Source organism: Kitasatospora sp. NPDC048722, assembly GCF_040650235.1.
Classification (GTDB): Bacteria; Actinomycetota; Actinomycetes; order Streptomycetales; family Streptomycetaceae; genus Kitasatospora.
Genome location: NZ_JBEZGX010000012.1, coordinates 49,319 through 68,926 on the forward strand (window position 1 = coordinate 49,319; position 19,608 = coordinate 68,926).

Annotated in this window: 16 protein-coding genes; 1 reads left to right on the forward strand and 15 read right to left on the reverse strand. The window is 67.8% G+C overall.

Features of this window, described 5'->3' with window-relative positions; translation table 11 throughout:
- Window positions 1-11 precede the first annotated feature (11 nt).
- A complete protein-coding gene (locus AB0C76_RS11790) occupies window positions 12-1,724 on the forward strand; it encodes an ABC transporter family substrate-binding protein (protein ID WP_359963306.1) in 1,713 nt (570 codons plus the stop codon).
- Between the two features lie 84 nt (window positions 1,725-1,808).
- Here AB0C76_RS11790 and AB0C76_RS11795 read toward each other — a convergent pair whose 3' ends face one another.
- From AB0C76_RS11795 to AB0C76_RS11865, 15 genes are all read right to left on the reverse strand, one after another.
- On the reverse strand, window positions 1,809-2,828 hold the full coding sequence (locus AB0C76_RS11795) for a dipeptide ABC transporter ATP-binding protein (RefSeq protein WP_359963308.1): 1,020 nt from the start codon (window positions 2,826-2,828) through the stop codon (window positions 1,809-1,811).
- Complete coding sequence (locus AB0C76_RS11800) at window positions 2,821-3,918, reverse strand: ABC transporter ATP-binding protein (protein WP_359963311.1); 1,098 nt, start codon at window positions 3,916-3,918, stop codon at window positions 2,821-2,823. Before AB0C76_RS11800 ends, AB0C76_RS11795 begins: the two co-directional genes overlap by 8 nt.
- Window positions 3,919-3,933: 15 nt before the next feature.
- The gene (locus AB0C76_RS11805; RefSeq protein WP_359963313.1) at window positions 3,934-4,860 is read right to left on the reverse strand and encodes an ABC transporter permease; all 927 of its coding nucleotides are present in this window, start codon (window positions 4,858-4,860) and stop codon (window positions 3,934-3,936) included.
- Window positions 4,853-5,797, reverse strand: coding sequence for an ABC transporter permease (locus AB0C76_RS11810; RefSeq protein WP_359963316.1), 945 nt, complete (start codon window positions 5,795-5,797; stop codon window positions 4,853-4,855). The genes AB0C76_RS11805 and AB0C76_RS11810 overlap by 8 nt, the downstream gene beginning before the upstream one ends.
- A 95-nt stretch (window positions 5,798-5,892) precedes the next feature.
- Window positions 5,893-7,515 carry an ABC transporter substrate-binding protein gene (locus AB0C76_RS11815; RefSeq protein ID WP_359963319.1) on the reverse strand — a complete coding sequence of 541 codons (1,623 nt, stop codon included), beginning with the start codon at window positions 7,513-7,515 and terminating at the stop codon, window positions 5,893-5,895.
- A 409-nt stretch (window positions 7,516-7,924) separates the two neighbouring features.
- Entirely contained in the window at window positions 7,925-9,043 is a 1,119-nt protein-coding gene (locus AB0C76_RS11820; protein WP_359963322.1) for a dipeptide ABC transporter ATP-binding protein, read from the reverse strand.
- Window positions 9,033-10,085 carry an ABC transporter ATP-binding protein gene (locus AB0C76_RS11825; protein WP_359963325.1) on the reverse strand — a complete coding sequence of 351 codons (1,053 nt, stop codon included), beginning with the start codon at window positions 10,083-10,085 and terminating at the stop codon, window positions 9,033-9,035. The genes AB0C76_RS11820 and AB0C76_RS11825 overlap by 11 nt, the downstream gene beginning before the upstream one ends.
- Before the next feature lie 15 nt (window positions 10,086-10,100).
- Window positions 10,101-11,015 carry an ABC transporter permease gene (locus tag AB0C76_RS11830; RefSeq protein ID WP_359963529.1) on the reverse strand — a complete coding sequence of 305 codons (915 nt, stop codon included), beginning with the start codon at window positions 11,013-11,015 and terminating at the stop codon, window positions 10,101-10,103.
- Between the two features lie 76 nt (window positions 11,016-11,091).
- On the reverse strand, window positions 11,092-12,018 hold the full coding sequence (locus AB0C76_RS11835; RefSeq protein ID WP_359963326.1) for an ABC transporter permease: 927 nt from the start codon (window positions 12,016-12,018) through the stop codon (window positions 11,092-11,094).
- Between the two features lie 70 nt (window positions 12,019-12,088).
- On the reverse strand, window positions 12,089-13,708 hold the full coding sequence (locus tag AB0C76_RS11840; protein WP_359963329.1) for an ABC transporter substrate-binding protein: 1,620 nt from the start codon (window positions 13,706-13,708) through the stop codon (window positions 12,089-12,091).
- Between the two features lie 177 nt (window positions 13,709-13,885).
- Window positions 13,886-14,908, reverse strand: a complete 1,023-nt coding sequence (locus tag AB0C76_RS11845) for a dipeptide ABC transporter ATP-binding protein (RefSeq protein WP_359963331.1) — start codon at window positions 14,906-14,908, stop codon at window positions 13,886-13,888.
- Window positions 14,901-15,950 (reverse strand): ABC transporter ATP-binding protein, encoded by a 1,050-nt coding sequence (locus AB0C76_RS11850; RefSeq protein WP_359963334.1) that lies wholly within the window; start codon window positions 15,948-15,950, stop codon window positions 14,901-14,903. The genes AB0C76_RS11845 and AB0C76_RS11850 overlap by 8 nt, the downstream gene beginning before the upstream one ends.
- A 19-nt stretch (window positions 15,951-15,969) precedes the next feature.
- Window positions 15,970-16,911 carry an ABC transporter permease gene (locus AB0C76_RS11855; protein WP_359963336.1) on the reverse strand — a complete coding sequence of 314 codons (942 nt, stop codon included), beginning with the start codon at window positions 16,909-16,911 and terminating at the stop codon, window positions 15,970-15,972.
- Window positions 16,904-17,848, reverse strand: coding sequence for an ABC transporter permease (locus tag AB0C76_RS11860; protein WP_359963339.1), 945 nt, complete (start codon window positions 17,846-17,848; stop codon window positions 16,904-16,906). Before AB0C76_RS11860 ends, AB0C76_RS11855 begins: the two co-directional genes overlap by 8 nt.
- 89 nt (window positions 17,849-17,937) lie before the next feature.
- On the reverse strand, window positions 17,938-19,563 hold the full coding sequence (locus AB0C76_RS11865) for an ABC transporter substrate-binding protein (RefSeq protein WP_359963342.1): 1,626 nt from the start codon (window positions 19,561-19,563) through the stop codon (window positions 17,938-17,940).
- Window positions 19,564-19,608: the final 45 nt, after the last annotated feature.

The following is a 19,608-nucleotide window of genomic DNA, read 5'->3' on the forward strand; positions in this document are numbered from 1 at the left end:
GGAGCACGCCAATGGGCCGCCTCCACCACCGGACGGCCCTGCTCGCCGGCCTCACCGCGCTCACGCTCTCGCTGACGCTCTGTTCGTGCGCCTCCCAGCCGGACGGCTCGCCCGGCGACGCGATGGCGTCCGTCCCCCGGTCGCCCAAGTCCACGTCGACGGACGTCAACCCGCGCGACCGCGCGCAACTGCGCCAGGGCGGCACGCTGAACCTCGCGATCGCCCAGTTCTCCCACCAGTGGTCGCCGATCCACGCCGACGGCACCGAGTCCTCGACGGGCAGCGTCACCAAGCCGCTGCTGCCCACCTTCTTCCGCTCCGACGCGGCCGGCACCCAGACCCCCAACCCGGCCTACCTCCAGGACGCCCACGCCGAGCTCAGGGACGGCCACCAGGTGGTCGTCTGGACCCTCAACCCCAAGGCGCACTGGTCCGACGGCACACCGATCACCTGGCGCGACATCGAGGCCGACTGGCGCGCGATGAACGGCAAGGACCCGGCGTACAAGTCCTCCAGCAGCACCGGCTTCGAGCTGGTCTCCTCGGTCGTGCCCGGCAAGGACGACTTCCAGGCCGTGATGACCTTCGACCAGCCCTTCTCCGAGTGGCAGTCGATGTTCAACGGTGCGGCCAACGCCCCGCTGCTGCCGGCGAGCAGGGTGAGCAGCCCCGACCTGTTCAACACCGCCTACCTGGACGCCATCCCGGTGACCGCGGGCCCGTTCAAGGTCGAGAAGCTGGACCCGGCGACCCAGACCGTCACCCTGGTCGCCGACCCGGCCTGGTGGGGCGACAAGCCGCTGCTGGACCGCATCGTCTTCCACGCCATGACGCCCGCGACGATGGCCGCCGCCTTCGGTCGCGGCGACATCGACCTCTTCAACAACGGCCCGGACGTGGCCGGGTACGAGGCCATCAAGCGCACCAAGGGCGCCGTCGTCCGGCGGGCCGGCGGCCCGGACTTCCGCCAGCTCACCCTCAACGGCCGCAGCCCGCTGCTCACCGACGCGACCGTGCGCCAGGCCGTGTTCCAGGCGATCGACCGGGACGCGATCGCCCGCGAGGACCTCAAGGGCCTGGACTGGCCGCCGACCACGCTCAACAACCACCTGCTGGTCGCCAACCAGAACGCCTACCGCGACAACTCGCTCGGCCTCAGCCGCTACGACCCCGCCGAGGCCCGCCGCAAGCTCGACGCCGCCGGCTGGAAGCTCGACGGCGACGTCCGCCACAAGGACGGCCGCGAGCTGAACCTGCGGATGGTCGTCCCGGCCGGCGTCGCCACCGCCCAGACCGAGGCGGCGACCGTCACCGGGATGCTCAAGGGCGTCGGCGTGAAGGTCACCACCGTCCAGGCCGGCGCGAACGAGTTCTTCGACAAGTACGTCAACCGGCAGGACTTCGACCTCGCCGTGTACGCGCTGCTCGGCACGCCCTTCCCGGCCAGCGGCAGCCGCGCCAGCTTCGCCCAGAACAGCGGCAACAACCACTCCGGCACCGGCAGCGCGGCCGTCGACGCCGCCCTCGACCGGGCCGCCGCCGCGCCCGACGCCGCCACCGCCTCCGAAGCCATCAACCAGGCCGACGCCGAGCTGTGGAAGGTGGCCGGGATGCTCCCGCTCTACCAGCGGCCGCAGCTGTACGGCGCCCGCGCCAACCTCGCCAACATCGGCGCGCAGGGCCTGTCCGACATCGTCTGGGAGAACGTCGGCTTCGAGAAGTGACCGGCCCCGGGAACCGACGGCCCCCGCAAGCACGCGGCCGGGCCGCGGAGTCGAGGGACTCCGCGGCCCGGCCGGGGAACGGGCTCAGGCGCTCCCGATCACGTCCCGCACCTCGGCGAAGTGGCAGGCCGACTCGTGCGCGGCCGGGCCCTTCAGCAGCGCGGGCACCGCGAGCAACGGCACCTCCTCGGAGCACCGCTCCTGCGCCTTCCAGCAGCGGGTGCGGAATCGGCAGCCGGACGGCGGGTTCGCCGGCGACGGCAGGTCGCCGCTGAGCAGGATGCGCTCGCGCTGCTCGCGGCCGGTCGGGTCGGGCACCGGCACGGCCGACAGCAGCGCCTGGGTGTACGGGTGGGTCGGGTGGGCGTAGATCTCGTCCTCCGTGCCGATCTCGACCATCTTGCCGAGGTACATCACGCCGACGCGGTCGGAGATGTGCCGGACGATCGAGAGGTCGTGCGCGATGAACATGTACGACAGCCCGAACTCGGTCTGCAACTGCTCCAGCAGGTTGATCACCTGCGCCTGCACCGACACGTCGAGCGCCGACACCGGCTCGTCACAGATGATGATCTCCGGCTTGAGCGCCAACCCCCGGGCGATGCCGATGCGCTGGCGCTGACCGCCGGAGAACTGGTGCGGGTACCGGTTGATGTACTCCGGGTTCAGGCCGACGACGTCCAGCAGGTCCTGGACGGCCTTGCGGCGGTCGCCCTTCGGCGCCACCTCCGGGTGGATCTCGAACGGCTCGCCGATGATGTCCCCGACCGTCATGCGCGGGTTCAGCGACGTGTACGGGTCCTGGAACACCATCTGGATGTTCCGCCGCACGGCCTTCAGCGCCGACCCCGACAGCCGGGTGATGTCCTGGCCCTTGTAGCGCACCTGGCCCGCGGTCGCCCGCTCCAGGCTCATCAGCACCTTGGCCAGCGTGGACTTCCCGCAGCCCGACTCGCCGACGATGCCCAGCGTCTCCCCGGTGACCAGGTCGAAGGAGATGCCGTCCACGGCCTTCACCGCGCCGACCTGCCGCTTGAAGAGGATGCCCTGGGTCAGCGGGTAGTGCTTGACCAGGTCCCGGACCTCCAGGATCGGCTCAGCCACGGAGGGTCTCCTTCCAGAAGTGGCAGGCGCTGTGCCGGCCCGGCAGGTCCCTGCCCTCCGCGTCCAGCACCGGGACGAGCGGCGGCGGTTCGGACCGGCAGCGGTCCTGCGCCCGGTCGCAGCGCGGGTTGAACGCGCAGCCGGCCGGAATGTGCAGGAGGTTCGGCGGCAGGCCCTGGATGGCGTACAGGTTCTGCCCCTTCTGGTCCAGCCGGGGAATCGAGTTGAGCAGGCCCCGGGTGTACGGATGGGCCGGGCGCGCGTACAGCTCGTGCACGGGCGCCGTCTCGACGATCCGGCCCGCGTACATCACCGCGATCTTGTCCGCGACGTCCGCGACGACGCCGAGGTCGTGGGTGATCAGGATCAGGCCCATGTGGAACTCGGACTGCAACTCGGCCAGCAGGTCCATCACCTGGGCCTGCACCGTCACGTCCAGCGCGGTGGTGGGCTCGTCCGCGATGATCAGGTCGGGCTCCATCGAGAGCGCCATCGCGATCATGATGCGCTGGCGCATGCCGCCCGAGAACTGGTGCGGGAAGTCGTTCACCCGCTGCGCCGCCGCCGGGATGCGCACCCGCTCCATCAGCTCGACCGAGCGGTCCTTCGCCTCCTTGCGCGAAGCGCCCTGGTGCACCCGGAACATCTCACCGAGCTGGTAGCCCACGCTGAGCACCGGGTTGAGCGAGGACAGCGCGTCCTGGAAGATCATCGCGATCTTCCGGCCGCGCACCGCGCGCCGGGCCCTGGGGCTCATCGTCAGCAGGTCCTGGCCCCGGAACAGCACTTTGCCGGCCGTGATCCGCCCCGGCGGCATGTCCAGGATGCCCATGATCGCCTGCGCCGTCACCGACTTGCCCGACCCGGACTCGCCGAGCACCGCCAGCGTCTCCCCGGCCGACACCGAGTAGCTGACGCCGTTGACGGCCTTGGCGATGCCGTCCCGGGTGGCGAACTCGACGTGCAGGTCGTCGACTTCGAGCAGCGGCGTGCCGGGCACCAGGTTCTCCCGGCGCGGGCCGGTCACCTCGATCGCGCCCACGCGCGCCCCGCCGTCCCTCGTGCCGGACGGCTTCGTCGTGTCAGTCATGGTCCGCGGCCCTCCTCAGCGCAGCTTGGGGTCGAGGGCGTCGCGCACGGCGTCGCCGAGCATGATGAACGCCAGCACGGTGATGCTCAGCACGGTGGCCGGGAAGAGCAGCACGTGCGGGGCGTTCAGGAACCGGGACTGGGCGTCGCTGATCATCAGGCCCCAGGAGATCGCCGGGGACTGGATGCCGATGCCCAGGTAGGACAGCGCGGCCTCGGCGCCGATGTACACGCCGAGGTTGATGGTGGAGACGACGATCACCGGCGCCACCGCGTTCGGCAGGATGTGCCGGGTGACGATCCGCCCGGTGCCGGCCCCGAGCGCGCGGGCGGCGACCACGTAGTCGTTGTGCTTGTTGGAGATCACCGCCGAGCGCATCAGCCGGTAGATCTGCGGCCAGCCGAGCACCGCCATCACCGCCGAGACCGTCCAGGCGTTGCCCTTCTGCCAGGTCGACATGATGAGCATGCCGCCGAGCAGCAACGGGATCGCGAAGAAGATCTCGGTCACGCGCGAGAGCAGGCTGTCCCAGAACCCGGCCATCCAGCCGGCCAGCAGCCCGAGCGTGCCGCCGACCAGGACCACCAGCGAGGTGGTCAGGATGCCGACGATGATCGAGTTGCGGGCGCCCCAGATCGTCCGGGTGTAGACGTCGCAGCCCTGGACGTCGAACCCGAACCAGTGGTCCGCGGAGGGGCGTTGCAGGGAGGACGAGAGTTCGCAGAACCCGGCCGAGTTCGGGTCCTTGTCGGTGAACAGCTGCGGGGCGACGGCCATCACCACCATGAGCAGCACCAGCAGCCCGCCGATGATGAAGAGCGGGTTGCGCCGCAGGTCGTACCAGGCGTCCGTCCAGAGGCTGGCCACCCGCTCCTTGCCGCTCTCGGCGACCGCCTTGGTCACCGGGGCCGTCGTGTCCAGCGCGTTCGTCGGCTCACTCATAGCGGATCCTCGGGTCAAGAACGGCGTAGAGCAGGTCGACCACCAGGTTGGTGAAGAGGTACACCATGACGAGGGCGCTCACGACGCCCACCACGATGGTGCGTTCGCGCAGGTACACCGACTGGAACAGCTGGTGCCCGATCCCGGGGATGTTGAAGATGCCCTCGGTGATCACCGCGCCGCCCATCAGCGACCCCAGGTCCATGCCGAGGAAGGTGACGATCGGGATCAGCGCGTTGCGCAGCCCGTGCCGCACCACGACGCGCAGCGGGCTCAGGCCCTTGGCCACCGCCGTGCGCACGTAGTCGGCCCGCATCACCTCGGTCAGGCTGGTCCGGGTGAGCCGGGCGATGTACGCGAGCGAGGTGGACGCGAGCACGAAGGCCGGCAGGAGGTAGGCGCGGAAGCCGTCGTCCTCGTTGAACGAGACCGGGAAGAAGTCGATGCCGTAGTCGTTGTGGAGCTTCACCCCGAGGAGCAGCTGGAGCACGAAGCCGATCACGAACGTCGGGATCGAGATGACCATCAGGGTCGAGATCAGCACCAGGTTGTCGATGAACCGGCCGCGCCGCAGGGCGGCGACCACACCGGCGGACACGCCCACCGCCATCTCGATGACCAGCGCGGTCACCGCCAGGTTGATGGTGTACGGGAAGGCCCGCGTCATCACGTCGACGACGGCGTGGCCGCGGTAGTCCTCGCCGAAGTCGCCCTGGAACAGGCCGACCAGGTAGTGCCAGTACTGGAGGAAGAACGGATCGTCCAGGTGGTACCGGTCGTGCAGCATCGCGACGACCGTCGGGTCCGCGCGTTTCTCACCGGCCAGCGCTTGGATGGGGTCACCGGGCAGCAGGAAAACCAGTGCGTAGATCAGGAACGTCGCGCCGAGGATCACAGGTATGGCCTGGATGACCCGACGGACCACATAGCGGCCCATGCGGCGGCCTCCTCGCGGTTGGGGCGCGTCACCGGCGGGCGGCACGGGGGTTTCCCGCGCCGCCCTGCGGGACGCACCGGTCAGGGGGAGTCAGATCAGGCGAGTTCGACGGAGGTCAGGTCGATCCGGCTCTGGGCGTCGATGATCACGTTCTTGACGGTCTTGGTGTAGGCCCCGGAGCTCATGTAGGTGTACACCGGGATGTACGGCAGCTCCTTGAGCAGGATGTCGTCGGCCTGCTGGTACAGCTTCATGCCCTCGTCCTCGGTCTTCGCCTGGTCGGCCTTGGCGAGCAGTGCCTCGAAGTCCTCGTTGACGTAGCCGCCGTAGTTGGAGCCGTTGTCGATGGCGATCTTCGAGAAGATCGGGCGCAGGTAGTCCTCGATCGACGGGTAGTCCATCGACCAGGCCATGCGGAAGGCACCGGAGTACTGCTTGGCCCCCAGCGCGTCGAGGATCTTGCCGAACTTCTCGAACGGCTTGAAGGTGACGTCGATCCCGAGGTTGTTCTTCAGCTGGTTGCCGACGGCCTCGATCCACTCCTTGTGGCCGCCGTCCGCGTTGTAGCCGATCTCCAGCTTGTTGCCGGGCAGGCCGCCGGCCTGCGTGTAGAGCGCCTTCGCCTTCGCCGGGTCGTACTTGCAGGCGTCGCCGCAGGCGCCCTGGCGGTAGCCCGGGATGATCGGGCTGATGAAGTCGTCGGCCGGCTTTCGGGTGCCGGAGAAGATGGTCTTGGTGATGGCCTCGCGGTCGATCGCCATCGAGATCGACTTGCGCAGGTCGGGGTTCGCGAACGCCGGGTTGGTCGCGATCGGGAATCCGATGTAGCCGACGCCGGATTCCGGCTGGTAGATGTAGCGGTCACCGAACTCCTGGGCCACCGTCGCCATCGCCGAGATCGGCAGCTTGTTGGTGATCTGGATGTTGTCCGCGCGGAGGTCGTTGTACGCGGTTTCCAGCTTGTCGTAAATCTTGAAGGTGACCGAATCGAGCTTGGCCTTTTTGCCCGGGTAGTTGTCGTAGCGCTTGACCTTGATCTGCTGGTTGTGCTGCCACGGGCCGTCCATCTGGAACGGGCCGTTGCCGATCGGGTTGTCGCCGAAGGCCTTCGGGTCGTTGAAGAACACCTTCGGGAGCGGGTAGAAGGCGTTGTACCCGAGCATGGTCTTGAACTGCGAGAACGGCGCCTTGAGGGTGACGGTGAAGGTCTTGTCGTCCACGACCTTGAGGCCCTTGAGCGCCGTGGCGGTGGGCTTCTTGTCCTTGCCGGGCGCGAGCTCGTCGGAGCCGAGGATCTTGTCGAAGAACGGCAGGGCCTGCGCGGCGTTGTCCTGGTCGGCGCCCCAGTTCCAGGCGTCGACGAAGGACTGCGCGGTCACCTTCTCGCCGTTGTGGAAGGTGTAGCCGTCCTTGAGCTTGATCGTCCAGACGGTGGAGTCCGGGGAGTCGATCGACTCGGCCATGGCGAGCTTCGGCGTGCTGGTCTTGGGGTCGTAGTCGACCAGCCCGGTGAAGAGCGCGTACTCGACCTGGGTGCCCTCGGACTCCGCGGTGTTCTGCGGGATCAGACCGTTCTGCGGCTCACCCAGCTGGACGCTGATCGACCCGCCGGTCTTGCCGGCCGCGGGCTTCTTGTCGCCGCCCGTGCTGCACGCGGAGATCGCGAGCGCCGTACAGGCCGCCAGGGCGGTCAGGCGCATCGTCTTGGTGAGCCTCATTCAACTGCTCCTCGTTTTGGGGGCTTACGAACGAACGGCGGCCCCGCCACTCGGTGTGCCGGGCGTGACGGAGGCCGACATCTCAGGGCCGATCCGCACAGTTGGCGAGGTGACCACTGATACGCGCAAAGCAACTATCGATCAACCGACCCGCTTTCGGAATCCGCGTCACATCTCTTTTCAATTACGCGCCGGACCCGGCCCGGACAATGCTCGCCAAATTCCCGCATATCGCATCCGTGACCGCCCGTTCCGATCTCCGGAAGGCGGACGACGATCTCCGGTATTCGCGCGTTTACGAGGAGTAATTGATCTTTTTCCGGTGTTTGCGCAGCACAGCGGAGGGCGCGCCCTCGAATCGAGGACGCGCCCTTGGTGTGCGCCGGCCGCCGCGGCGTCGACCGAATTGTTACCCGGCCGCCACGACCCCCCTCCCGTTGTCCCGCTCCGCGGCGAAGTGACACGCCGACTCGTGCCGGGCCGCCCCGTCCAGCCACAACGGGGCCGCGAGCAGCGGGACCTCCACCGCGCACCGCTCCTGCGCCTTCCAGCAGCGGGTGCGGAATCGGCAGCCGGACGGCGGGTTCGCCGGCGAGGGCACGTCCCCGGTCAGCACGATCCGCTCCCGCGACTCCCGCGCGGTCGGGTCGGGCACCGGCACGGCCGACAGCAGCGCCTGGGTGTACGGGTGGGTGGCGTGGTCGTAGATCTCCGCGTCGGAGCCGATCTCGACCATCTTGCCGAGGTACATCACGCCGACGCGGTCGGAGATGTGCCGGACGATCGAGAGGTCGTGCGCGATGAACATGTACGAGAGGTTGAACTCGGTCTGCAGCTGCTCCAGCAGGTTGATCACCTGCGCCTGCACCGACACGTCGAGCGCCGACACCGGCTCGTCACAGATGATGATCTCCGGCTTGAGCGCCAACCCCCGGGCGATGCCGATGCGCTGACGCTGACCGCCGGAGAACTGGTGCGGATACCGGTTGATGTACTCCGGGTTGAGCCCGACGACGTCCAGCAGGTCCTGGACGGCCTTGCGGCGGTCGCCCTTCGGCGCCACCTCCGGGTGGATCTCGAACGGCTCGCCGATGATGTCCCCGACCGTCATACGCGGGTTCAGCGACGTGTACGGGTCCTGGAACACCATCTGGATGTTCCGCCGCACGGCCTTCAGCGCCGACCCCGACAGCCGGGAGATCTCCTCGCCCCTGTACCGGACGGATCCCCCGGTGGCCGGCTCCAGGCTCATCAGCACCTTGGCCAGCGTGGACTTCCCGCAGCCCGACTCGCCCACGATGCCCAGCGTCTCCCCCTGCATCAGGTCGAACGAGACCCCGTCCACGGCCTTCACCGCGCCGAACTGCTTCTTGAGCAGCACCCCCTTGGTCAGCGGGAAGTGCTTGACCAGGTCGCGGACTTCGAGGATCGGCTCGCCGCGCGCCACGTTCTGGTCGAACACGAGCTCCTCCGGCGTGGTCGCCGCCGCCGTGGTCGCCCCCAGCGCACTCGCCCCGTTACCGGCCATGGAGGGTCTCCTTCCAGAAGAAGCACGCACTGCCCCGCCCGGCCAGCGCGGTGCCGTCCTCCTCGGTCACGGGGAACAGCTCCGGCACCTCGGCCCGGCAGATGTCCTGCGCCCGCGGGCAGCGCGGGTTGAACGCGCAGCCCTCCGGGATCCGCAGCAGGTTGGGCGGCAGCCCCTTGATGGCGTAGAGCTCCTGGCCCTTCTGGTCCAGTCTCGGGATCGAGTCCAGCAGGCCCCGGGTGTACGGGTGGGCCGGGCGCGCGTACAGCTCGTGCACGGGCGCCGTCTCGACGATCCGGCCCGCGTACATCACCGCGATCTTGTCCGCGACGTCCGCGACGACGCCGAGGTCGTGGGTGATCAGGATCAGGCCCATGTGGAACTCGGACTGCAACTCGGCCAGCAGGTCCATCACCTGGGCCTGCACCGTCACGTCCAGCGCGGTCGTGGGCTCGTCCGCGATGATCAGGTCCGGTTCGAGCGCCAGCGCCATCGCGATCATGATGCGCTGGCGCATGCCGCCCGAGAACTGGTGCGGGTAGTCGTTCACCCGCTGCTTCGCGGCCGGGATGCGCACCCGGTCCATCAGCTCGACGGCCTTGTCCTTGGCCTCCTTGCGGGACGTCCCGTGGTGCGCCCGGAACATCTCGCCGAGCTGGAAGCCCACGCTGAGCACGGGGTTGAGCGAGGACAGTGCGTCCTGGAAGATCATCGCGATCTTCTGGCCGCGGATCCGCCGACGCTCCTCCCGGTCCATCTTGAGCATGTCCTGGCCGCGGAAGCGGATCTCGCCGCGCGGGATGCGGGCCGGCGGCATGTCCAGGATGCCCATGATCGCCTGCGCCGTCACCGACTTGCCCGACCCGGACTCGCCCAGCACCGCCAGCGTCTCCCCCGCCCGGACGCTGTAGTTGACGCCGTTGACCGCCCGGGCCACGCCGTCCCGCGTGACGAACTCGACGTGCAGGTCGCGCACGTCGAGCAGCGGTCCCTCGTACGGCGTCTCCCGCTCCTGCCTCGTGGTGTCGACAGCTGTGGTCACGATGCCCTCCCTCGCTCAGCGAAGCTTCGGGTCGAGGGCGTCGCGCACGGCGTCGCCCATCATGATGAAGGCCAGCACGGTGATGGAGAGCGCCGCGGCCGGGAAGAAGAGGACGTACGGCGCCGTTCGGATCACCTTCTGGGCGGAGGAGATGTCGATGCCCCAGGAGATGGTCGGGTCCTGCAGGCCGATGCCGAGGAAGCTCAGCGTCGCCTCGGTCGCGATGTAGCCGCCCAGTGCGATGGTCGCGACGACGATCACCGGGGCGATCGCGTTCGGCAGGATGTGGCGGACCATCAGCCGCCCGGTCCCGGCCCCGAGCGCCCGCCCGGCCACGACGTAGTCGGCCTGTTTGACGGTCAGGACGGCACCGCGCATCACCCGCGCGATCTGGGTCCAGCCGAGGACGACCAGCGCGAAGACCACGGCCCAGACCGTGCGGCTGGCGAAGCCGTTGAGCAGCACCAGGGCGCCGAGCAGCAGCGGGATGCCGAAGAAGACGTCGATGATCCGGGAGAGCACCGCGTCCATGGCGCCGCCGAAGTAGCCGGCGATCATGCCGGTCAGCCCGCCGAGCAGGGTGACCCCGGCGGTCACGAAGATGCCGACCGTGATCGAGGCGCGGGCGCCGTACACGACCCGGGCGTAGATGGACCGCCCCTGGGCGTCGTAGCCGAACCACCCCGCCCCGAAGAAGTCAGTCCAGTCCGGGCGTTTGAGGTAGTCGTGCACCAGGTCGGCCTTGCGCGGGTCAGCGTCGGTGAAGGCCCACGGGAAGATCGACATGACGATCAGCAGCAGGATCAGAACCGCCGAGACCAGGAAGATCGGCCGCCGCCGGAGGTCCCGCCAGGCGTCGCCCCAGAGGCTGCGGGCGTCCTCCCGCTTGGCGACGTCGCCCTCGACCAGGGTCTCCTGCTCGACGGCCATCCCCTGTTCGCCCGCATAGTCGAGACGCCCGACGCCGGGCTTGGGGTGCGGCTCGTACGAATCCTCGTCGTGGACGTCAGACATAGCGGATCCTCGGGTCCAGGACCGCGTAGAGCAGGTCGACGATGAGGCTGGCGACCAGGTAGACGATCACCAGGACGGTCACGATGCCGACCACCGTCGGTCCTTCCTTCTGGTTGATCGCCCGGTACAGGACGTTGCCGATGCCCTGCACGTTGAAGATGCCCTCGGTGACGATCGCGCCGCCCATCAGGGCTCCCAGGTCGGTGCCGAGGAACGTGACCACCGGGATCAGCGAGTTGCGCAGCAGGTGGCGGGAGATGATGGTCCGGCGGGGCAGGCCCTTGGCGACCGCGGTGCGCATGTAGTCGGCCCGCAGGTTCTCGCCGATGGAGGTGCGGGTGAGCCGGGCGACGAACGCGAGCGAGAGCGAGCCGAGCACCATCGCCGGCAGGATCAGCTGGGTGAGGTCGTAGCTGTCCTGCACCGTCGGCGTGACCCAGCCCAGGTTGGTGGCGAACACCGTCTGCGCGATGTAGGCGAGCACGAAGACCGGGATCGAGATCACCAGCAGGGTGAGGATCAGCACCAGGGTGTCCTGGATGCTGCCGCGCTTGAGGCCGGAGACGAGTCCGAGGCACAGCCCGAGGATCATCTCGAACGCGAAGGCCATCAGCGCGAGCCGGATGGTGACCGGGAAGGCGTCCGCCATGATGTCGGTGACCGATCGGCCGGTGAAGCTGGTCCCGAAGTCTCCCTGGAAGAGGTTCCCCATGTAGTGCAGGTACTGCTTCCAGACCGGCTGGTCGAGGTAGTACTTGTGCTTGATGCTCGCCACCACGGCCGGGTCGGCCGCCTTCTGGCCGAACAGCGCCGCCACCGGGTCGCCCGGCAGCGTGTAGACCAGCAGGAAGATCAGCAGCGTGGTGCCGAAGAACACTGGGATCATCTGCAGCACCCGCCGCAGCACGTAACTGCCCATCCGAGCCTCCTTCCGAGGTGGCCGGGCCCCGACCTTCGTGCGGTGAGGGCGGGGCCGGCGGGAGAGGGGATCAGCCCTTGACCTCGACCTGGGTCCAGGCCGGGTTGCCGAAGGAGTCGAACTGCACGTTCTGCACCTTGGTGGAGTAGCCCGAGTTGGTCCGGTAGTACCAGAGCGGGATGGCCGGCATGTCGCCGGGCAGCACGGCCTCGGCCTGCTGGTAGCCGGTGACGGTGTCCGTCACGCTGGCGGCCTCGTCGGCCTGCTTGGCGGCCTGGTCGAACTGCGGGCTGCTGTACCCCGTGTCGTTGGACGCGGCGCCGGTGCGGTACACGTCCGCGAGGAAGTTGGCGTTCAGCGGGTAGTCCTGCACCCAGCCCGTCCGGAACATGCCGTCGACCTGGTGGCCCGTGATCGCCGCGCGGGCGGTCTTGAAGTCGGGCTTCGGGTCGCCCGTGCAGTCCACCCCGGTGCTCTGCCGGATCGAGTTGCACACCGCGTCGACCCATTCCTTGTGGCCGCCGTCCGCGTTGTAGAGGACGGTCACCTTGTTGCCGGGGACGCCGCCGCCCTGGGCGATCAACTGCTTGGCCTTGTCGGGGTTGAACGTGCAGAAGTCGCCGCAGGCGCCTGCCTTGTAGCCCTCGACGCCTTCGGCCACCCAGGCGCTGGCGGCCTTCCGGGAGCCCTGGAGCACGGTCTTGGTGATGGTGTCGCGGTCGATCGCCATCGACAGGCCCTGGCGGACCTTGGCCTTGTCGGGGGAGGACCAGTCGGCCTGGTACAGCGTGAAGCCCACGTTCTGGATGGCGCCCTGGGGAGAGTCGATCGCCCGGTCGCCGAGGTCGCTCTTGTAGGTGGCCAGCGCGGACGGCGGCACCTGGTCCATCACGTCCAGGTTGTTGGACTGGAGGTCGGCGTAGGCGGCCTCCGACGTGTTGTACATCTTGAAGACGACGCCGCCGTTCTTCGGCTTGTCCACGCCCTGGTAGTCCGGGAAGGCCTTGGTCACGACCGACTGGTTGTGCGACCAGCTGACGAACTGGTACGGGCCGTTGCCCACGGGCTTCTGCCCGTACCCGGCCGGGTCGTTGAAGAAGCCGCTCGGGAGCGGGGAGAAGGCGATGTAGCCGAGCTTGTACTCGAAGTACGAGACCTTGTTGCTCAGCTTGATCGTGAAGTGCAGGTCGTCGGTGACGGTCAGACCGGACATCTTGGTCGTGGTCGGCTGGCCGGTGGTCGGATGGACGTCCTTGTAGCCTTCGATGTCCGAGAACCAGGAGCTGTTGATCTGGTTGTTGGTGCTGGTGGCGGCCCAGTTCCAGGCGTCGACGAAGTTGTTGGCGTGCACCGGGGTGCCGTCGTGGAACTTCCACCCGTCCTTCAGCGTGACGGTGAAGGTCTGCGAGTCGCTGGTGTCGATCTTGTCGGCGACCTGCATGCGGAGCTTCGCGGTGCTGGGGTCGTAGTCCACGAGCCCCTTGAACAGGTTCTGGATGATGCGACCGCCGCCGGTCTCGTTCGCGTTGGCGGGCTGGAGCGGGTTCTGCGGCTCACTGCTCTGGTAACTGAAGGTCTTGCTGGTGTCCGACGAACTGCTGCCGCCTCCGCTGCTGCTGCACCCGCTGGCCACCAGGGCCACGGACGTCGCAGTGGCGAGGACCCAACGAGCACGGGCGGCTGCGGGCATGAAGGTCCCTCCTCAGGATGTGTGTCGCATCACACCCCATGAGAAGCGCGCCCCGGCGACGGCGCGAGCCGAGTACCCCCGGACGGGTGCGTCGACCGCCCGCGGAGTTGACGGAACGCCGGAAGGGCCCGTGGCGGGAAGCCACGGGCCCTTCCGGGTGCGTCACGGGTGCCTCGGTCAGGCCGCGGCCGTCTCCGTCTCGCGCACCTCGGCGAAGTGGCAGGCCGACTCGTGCGCGGCCGGGCCCTTGAGCAGCGAGGGGACCGCGAGCAGCGGCATCTCCTCGGAGCAGCGGTCCTCCGCCTTCCAGCAGCGGGTGCGGAAGCGGCAGCCGGACGGCGGGTTGGCCGGCGAGGGGATGTCGCCGCTCAGGATGATCCGGTCGCGGCTCTCGCGCGCCGTCGGGTCCGGCACCGGCACCGCGGAGAGCAGCGCCTGGGTGTACGGGTGGGTGGCGTTGTCGTAGATCTCCTCGTCCGTGCCGATCTCGACCATCTTGCCGAGGTACATCACGCCGACGCGGTCGGAGATGTGCCGGACGATGGAGAGGTCGTGGGCGATGAACATGTACGACAGCCCGAACTCGGTCTGCAGCTGCTCCAGCAGGTTGATCACCTGCGCCTGGACGGACACGTCCAGGGCGGAGACCGGCTCGTCACAGATGATGATCTCGGGCTTGAGCGCGAGGCCGCGGGCGATGCCGATGCGCTGGCGCTGGCCGCCGGAGAACTGGTGCGGGTACCGGTTGATGTACTCCGGGTTCAGGCCGACGACGTCCAGGAGGTCCTGGACGGCCTTGCGGCGGTCGCCCTTCGGCGCCACCTCCGGGTGGATCTCGAACGGCTCGCCGATGATGTCGCCGACCGTCATGCGCGGGTTCAGCGAGGTGTACGGGTCCTGGAACACCATCTGGATGTTCCGGCGCACGGCCTTGAGGGCCTGGCCGGTCAGCTTGGAGATGTCCTCGCCCTTGAACAGCACCTGGCCGGAGGTGGCCCGCTCCAGGTTCATCAGGACCTTGGCCAGCGTGGACTTGCCACAGCCGGACTCACCGACGATGCCGAGCGTCTCGCCCTTCATCAGGTCGAAGGAGATGCCGTCGACCGCCTTGACCGCGCCGACCTGCTTCTTGAAGAGGATGCCCTGGGTCAGCGGGTAGTGCTTGACCAGGTCCTTGACCTCCAGGATGGGCTCAGCCATGGAGGGTCTCCTTCCAGAGGTGGCACGCGCTGCGGCGGCCGGTGAGCTCCTTGCCGTCCTTGTCGGTCACCTGGTGCAGTGCCGGGATCTCCGTGCGGCACAGGTCGGTGGCGACGTCACAGCGGGGGTTGAACGCGCAGCCGGCCGGGACCTTCAGCAGGTTCGGGGGCAGACCCTTGATCGCGTACAGCTCCTGGCCCTTCTGGTCCAGGCGCGGGATGGAACGCAGGAGGCCCTTGGTGTACGGGTGCGCCGGGTTGGCGTACAGGTCGCGCACCGGGGCCGTCTCGACGATCCGGCCGGCGTACATGACGGCGATCTTGTCCGCGACGTCGGCGACCACGCCGAGGTCGTGGGTGATCAGGATCAGGCCCATGTTGTACTCGGCCTGCAGCTCGGCGAGGAGGTCCATCACCTGGGCCTGGACGGTCACGTCCAGGGCGGTGGTGGGCTCGTCGGCGATGATCAGGTCGGGCTCCATGGAGAGCGCCATCGCGATCATGATGCGCTGGCGCATGCCGCCCGAGAACTGGTGCGGGTAGTCGCCGACGCGCTGCCTGGCGGCGGGGATGCGGACCCGCTCCATCAGCTCGATGGCCTTCTCCCGGGCCTCCTTCTTGGAGGCGCCGCGGTGCACCCGGAACATCTCGCCCAGCTGGGCGCCGACGGTCATGACGGGGTTCAGCGAGGACAGCGCGTCCTGGAAGATCATCGCGATCTTCTGGCCGCGGATCAGCCGGCGCTCCTCCTCCTTCATGGCCAGCATGTCCTGGCCGCGGAAGAGGATCTGGCCCTTGCTGATCTTGCCGGGCGGCATGTCGAGGATGCCCATGATGGTCTGGGCGGTCACCGACTTGCCGGAGCCGGACTCGCCGAGCACCGCCAGGGTCTCACCGGCGGCCACGGAGTAGTTGACTCCGTTCACGGCCTTCGCGACGCCGTCCCGGGTGTGGAACTCCACGTGGAGGTCCTTGACCTCCAGCAGCGGGGTGCCAACTTCGAGCCGGCCGCTCTTCTGGTTCTTCTCGATCACGGTGGTCATCGGGTCGTCACCTCTTCTCTCAGCGGAGCTTCGGGTCGAGGGCGTCGCGCACCGCGTCGCCGAGCATGATGAAGGCCAGCACGGTGACGCTCAGGACCGCGGCGGGGAAGAGCAGCACGTGCGGGGCCGCCAGGAAGCGGACCTGGGCGTCGCTGATCATCAGGCCCCAGGAGATCTCCGGCGACTGGACGCCGATGCCCAGGTAGGACAGGGCGGCCTCGGCGCTGATGTAGACGCCCAGGCTGATCGCGGCGACGACGATGACCGGCGCGATGGCGTTCGGCAGGATGTGCCGGAAGGTGATCCGGCCGGCACCGGCGCCCAGGGCGCGGGCGGCCATCACGTAGTCGTTGTTCTTGTTGGACAGCACCGAGGCGCGCATGATGCGGTAGATCTGCGGCCAGCCGAGGACGGCCATCACCAGCGAGACGGTGTAGGCGTTGCCCTTGCCGAGCATCGACATGATCAGCATGCCGCCGAGCAGGGTCGGGATCGAGAAGAAGATCTCGGTGAACCGCGACAGGATCGAGTCGATGATCCCGCCCTTCCAGCCGGCCAGCAGACCGAGGAGGGAACCGATCAGGGTGACCAGGGTGGTGGTCAGGATGCCCACGATGATCGAGTTACGGGCACCGTAGATCGTCCGGGTGTAGTTGTCGCAGCCCTGGACGTCGTAGCCGAACCAGTGGTCGGCGCTCGGGCGCTCCAGCGAGTGCGACAGGTCGCACGCGTTGTTGTCGAACGGGCTGCCGTCGGTGAACCACTGCGGCACGATCGAGATGACGATCAGCGCCAGCACCAGCAGACCGCCGATGATGAACAGCGGGTTGCGGATCAGGTCGTGGATCGCGTCCGACCAGAGGCTGGCGACGCGCTCCGGCTTCTCCGTCTTCGCCGGCGCGGCCTTCGGGCTGTTGTCCCCGGCCGGCGCCGAGGCGTCCTTGGTGATGGTGTCACTCATAGCGAATCCTCGGGTCGAGCACGGCGTACAGCATGTCCACGAGCAGGGTGGTCACGAGGTAGATCAGCACCAGCAGCGTGACGACGCCGACGATGATCGTGCCCTGCTTCTGGTACACGGCCTGGGCGAGCAGACCACCGATGCCGTGGATGTTGAAGATCTTCTCCGTGATCACCGCGCCGCCCATCAGGCCACCGAGGTCGGCGCCGAGGAAGGTGATGATCGGGATCAGCGCGTTACGCAGGGCGTGCCGGCCGATCACCCGACGGCGCTTCAGGCCCTTGGCGACCGCGGTGCGGACGTAGTCCGCGCGCATGGTCTCCATCAGGCTGGTGCGGGTCAGTCGGGCGACGTACGCGAGCGAGAGCGACGCGAGGACGAAGGCCGGCAGCAGGTAGGCCCGGATCCCGTCCTCTTCGTTGAAGGAGACCGAGAAGAAGTCGATGCCGTACGAGTTCTTCAGCTGGACGCCGAGCACCAGCTGGAGGATGAAGCCGGTGACGAAGACCGGGACCGAGATGACCAGCAGGGTGCTGAGGAGGACCAGCTGGTCGAGGAACTTGCCCTTGCGAAGGGCCGCCATGACACCCGCCGCCACACCGACGACCGCCTCGATGACGAACGCCACCATGCCGAGGTTCAGGGTGTAGGGGAAGGCGTCGCCGATCATGTCGCTCACGCTGCGACCCTGCAGGCTCTCGCCCAGGTCGCCCCGGAAGACGCCCGAGATGTAGTTCCAGTACTGAACGAGGAAGGGGTCGTTCAGGTGGTACTTCTGACGGATCATCTCCGCCACGATCGGGTCGGCGCGCTTCTCACCGGCCAGCGCCTGCACCGGGTCACCCGGCAGCGAGAAGACGATGAAATAGATCAGGAACGTCGCACCGATGAGAACAGGGATCGCCTGTATCAACCGGCGGATCACATAGCGGCCCATCAGACCTCCATACTTTCGGACAAGGAAGGGAGGCGGGCGGAGCCGGACTGTGGTCCGGTCCACCCGCCCCCGATCGTCTGACTACCGGATCAGCCGGCCATCTCAACTTCGGCCAGGTTGTAGCGCATCTGCGCATCCGTGTTGAAGTTCTTGATCTTCTTGGTGTACGCAGCGGAGGACTGGTACGTGTAGACCGGGATGTACGGCATGTCCTTGATCAGGATGTCGTCGGCCTGCTGGTAGAGCTTGATGCCCTCGTCCTCGGTCTTCGCCGCGTCGGCCTGGGTCAGCAGGCTCTCGAACTGGTCGTTGACGTAACCGCCGTAGTTCGAGCCGCTGTCGATGGCGACCTTCGAGAAGATCGGGCGCAGGTAGTCCTCGATCGACGGGTAGTCCATCGACCAGGCCATGCGGAAGGCGCCCTGGTACTGCTTGGCCTGGAGCGCGTCCAGGATCTTGCCGAACTTCTCGAACGGCTTGAAGGTGACCTCGACGCCGAGGTTCTTCTTCAGCTGGTTGCCGACGGCCTCGATCCACTCCTTGTGGCCACCGTCGGCGTTGTAGCCGAGCTCCAGGGTGTTGTTCGGCAGACCGCCGGCCTGGGTGAAGAGGTCCTTGGCCTTGGCCGGGTCGTACTTGCAGGCGTCGCCGCAGGCGTCCTTGCGGTAGCCGTTGATCAGCGGGCTGACGAAGTCCGAGGCCGGGACGCGGGTGCCGGCGAAGATCGTCTTGGTGATCGCGTCGCGGTCGATCGCCATCGAGATCGCCTTGCGGATCTCCGGCTTCTGGTAGGCCGGGTTGTAGGCGATCGGGAAGCCGATGTAGCCGATGCCCGACTCCGGCTTGTTGATGTAGCGGTCACCGAACTCGCTGGCGACGGTGGACATCGCGGAGATCGGAAGCTTGTTGGTGGCCTGGATGTTGTCGGCGCGCAGGTCGTTGTACGCGGTGTCCAGGTTGTCGTAGATCTTGAAGGTCACGTTCTGCAGGTGGGCCTTGGTGCCACCGTAGTTGTCGTAACGCTTGATCTTGATCTGCTTGTTGTGGTCCCAGTCGCCGTCCATCTGGAAGGGACCGTTACCGATGGGGTGCTCGCCGAACGCCTTCGGGTCGTTGAAGAACGCCGTCGGCAGCGGGTAGAACGGGTTGTAGCCCAGCATCGTCTTGAACTGGGAGAACGGCGCCTTCAGGGTGACGGTGAAGGTCTTGTCGTCGACGACCTTCAGGCCCTTGAGCTCCTTGGCGGTCGGGGTCTTGCCCTTGCCCGGAGCCAGCTCGTCGGAGCCGAGGATCTTGTCGTAGAAGGGCAGGCCCTCGGCGGCGTTGTCCTGGTTGGCACCCCAGTTCCAGGCGTCCACGAAGGACTTGGCGGTGACCTTCTCGCCGTTGTGGAAGGTGTAGCCGTCCTTGAGCTTGATCGTCCAGGTCGTGCTGTCCGTGGAGTCGATCGACTCGGCCATGGCGAGCTTCGGCGCGTTGGTCTTGATGTCGTAGTCGACCAGGCCGGTGAAGAGGGCGTAGACGACCTGCGTGCCCTCGGACTCCGCGGTGTTCTGCGGGACCAGACCGTGCTGGGGCTCACCGAGCTGGACGGCGATGCTGCCGCCGTCCTTCGAGGCCGAGTCGCTGCTCTTCGAGCCGGTGCTGCAAGCGGTCGCGGCCAGGGCGATCGCGGTCGCCGCGACGAGCCACTTGGTCTGGGTTGCACCACGCATGGGGGATGCCTCCTGAAATCGACTTTCCAACGAGGAGAGCACCGC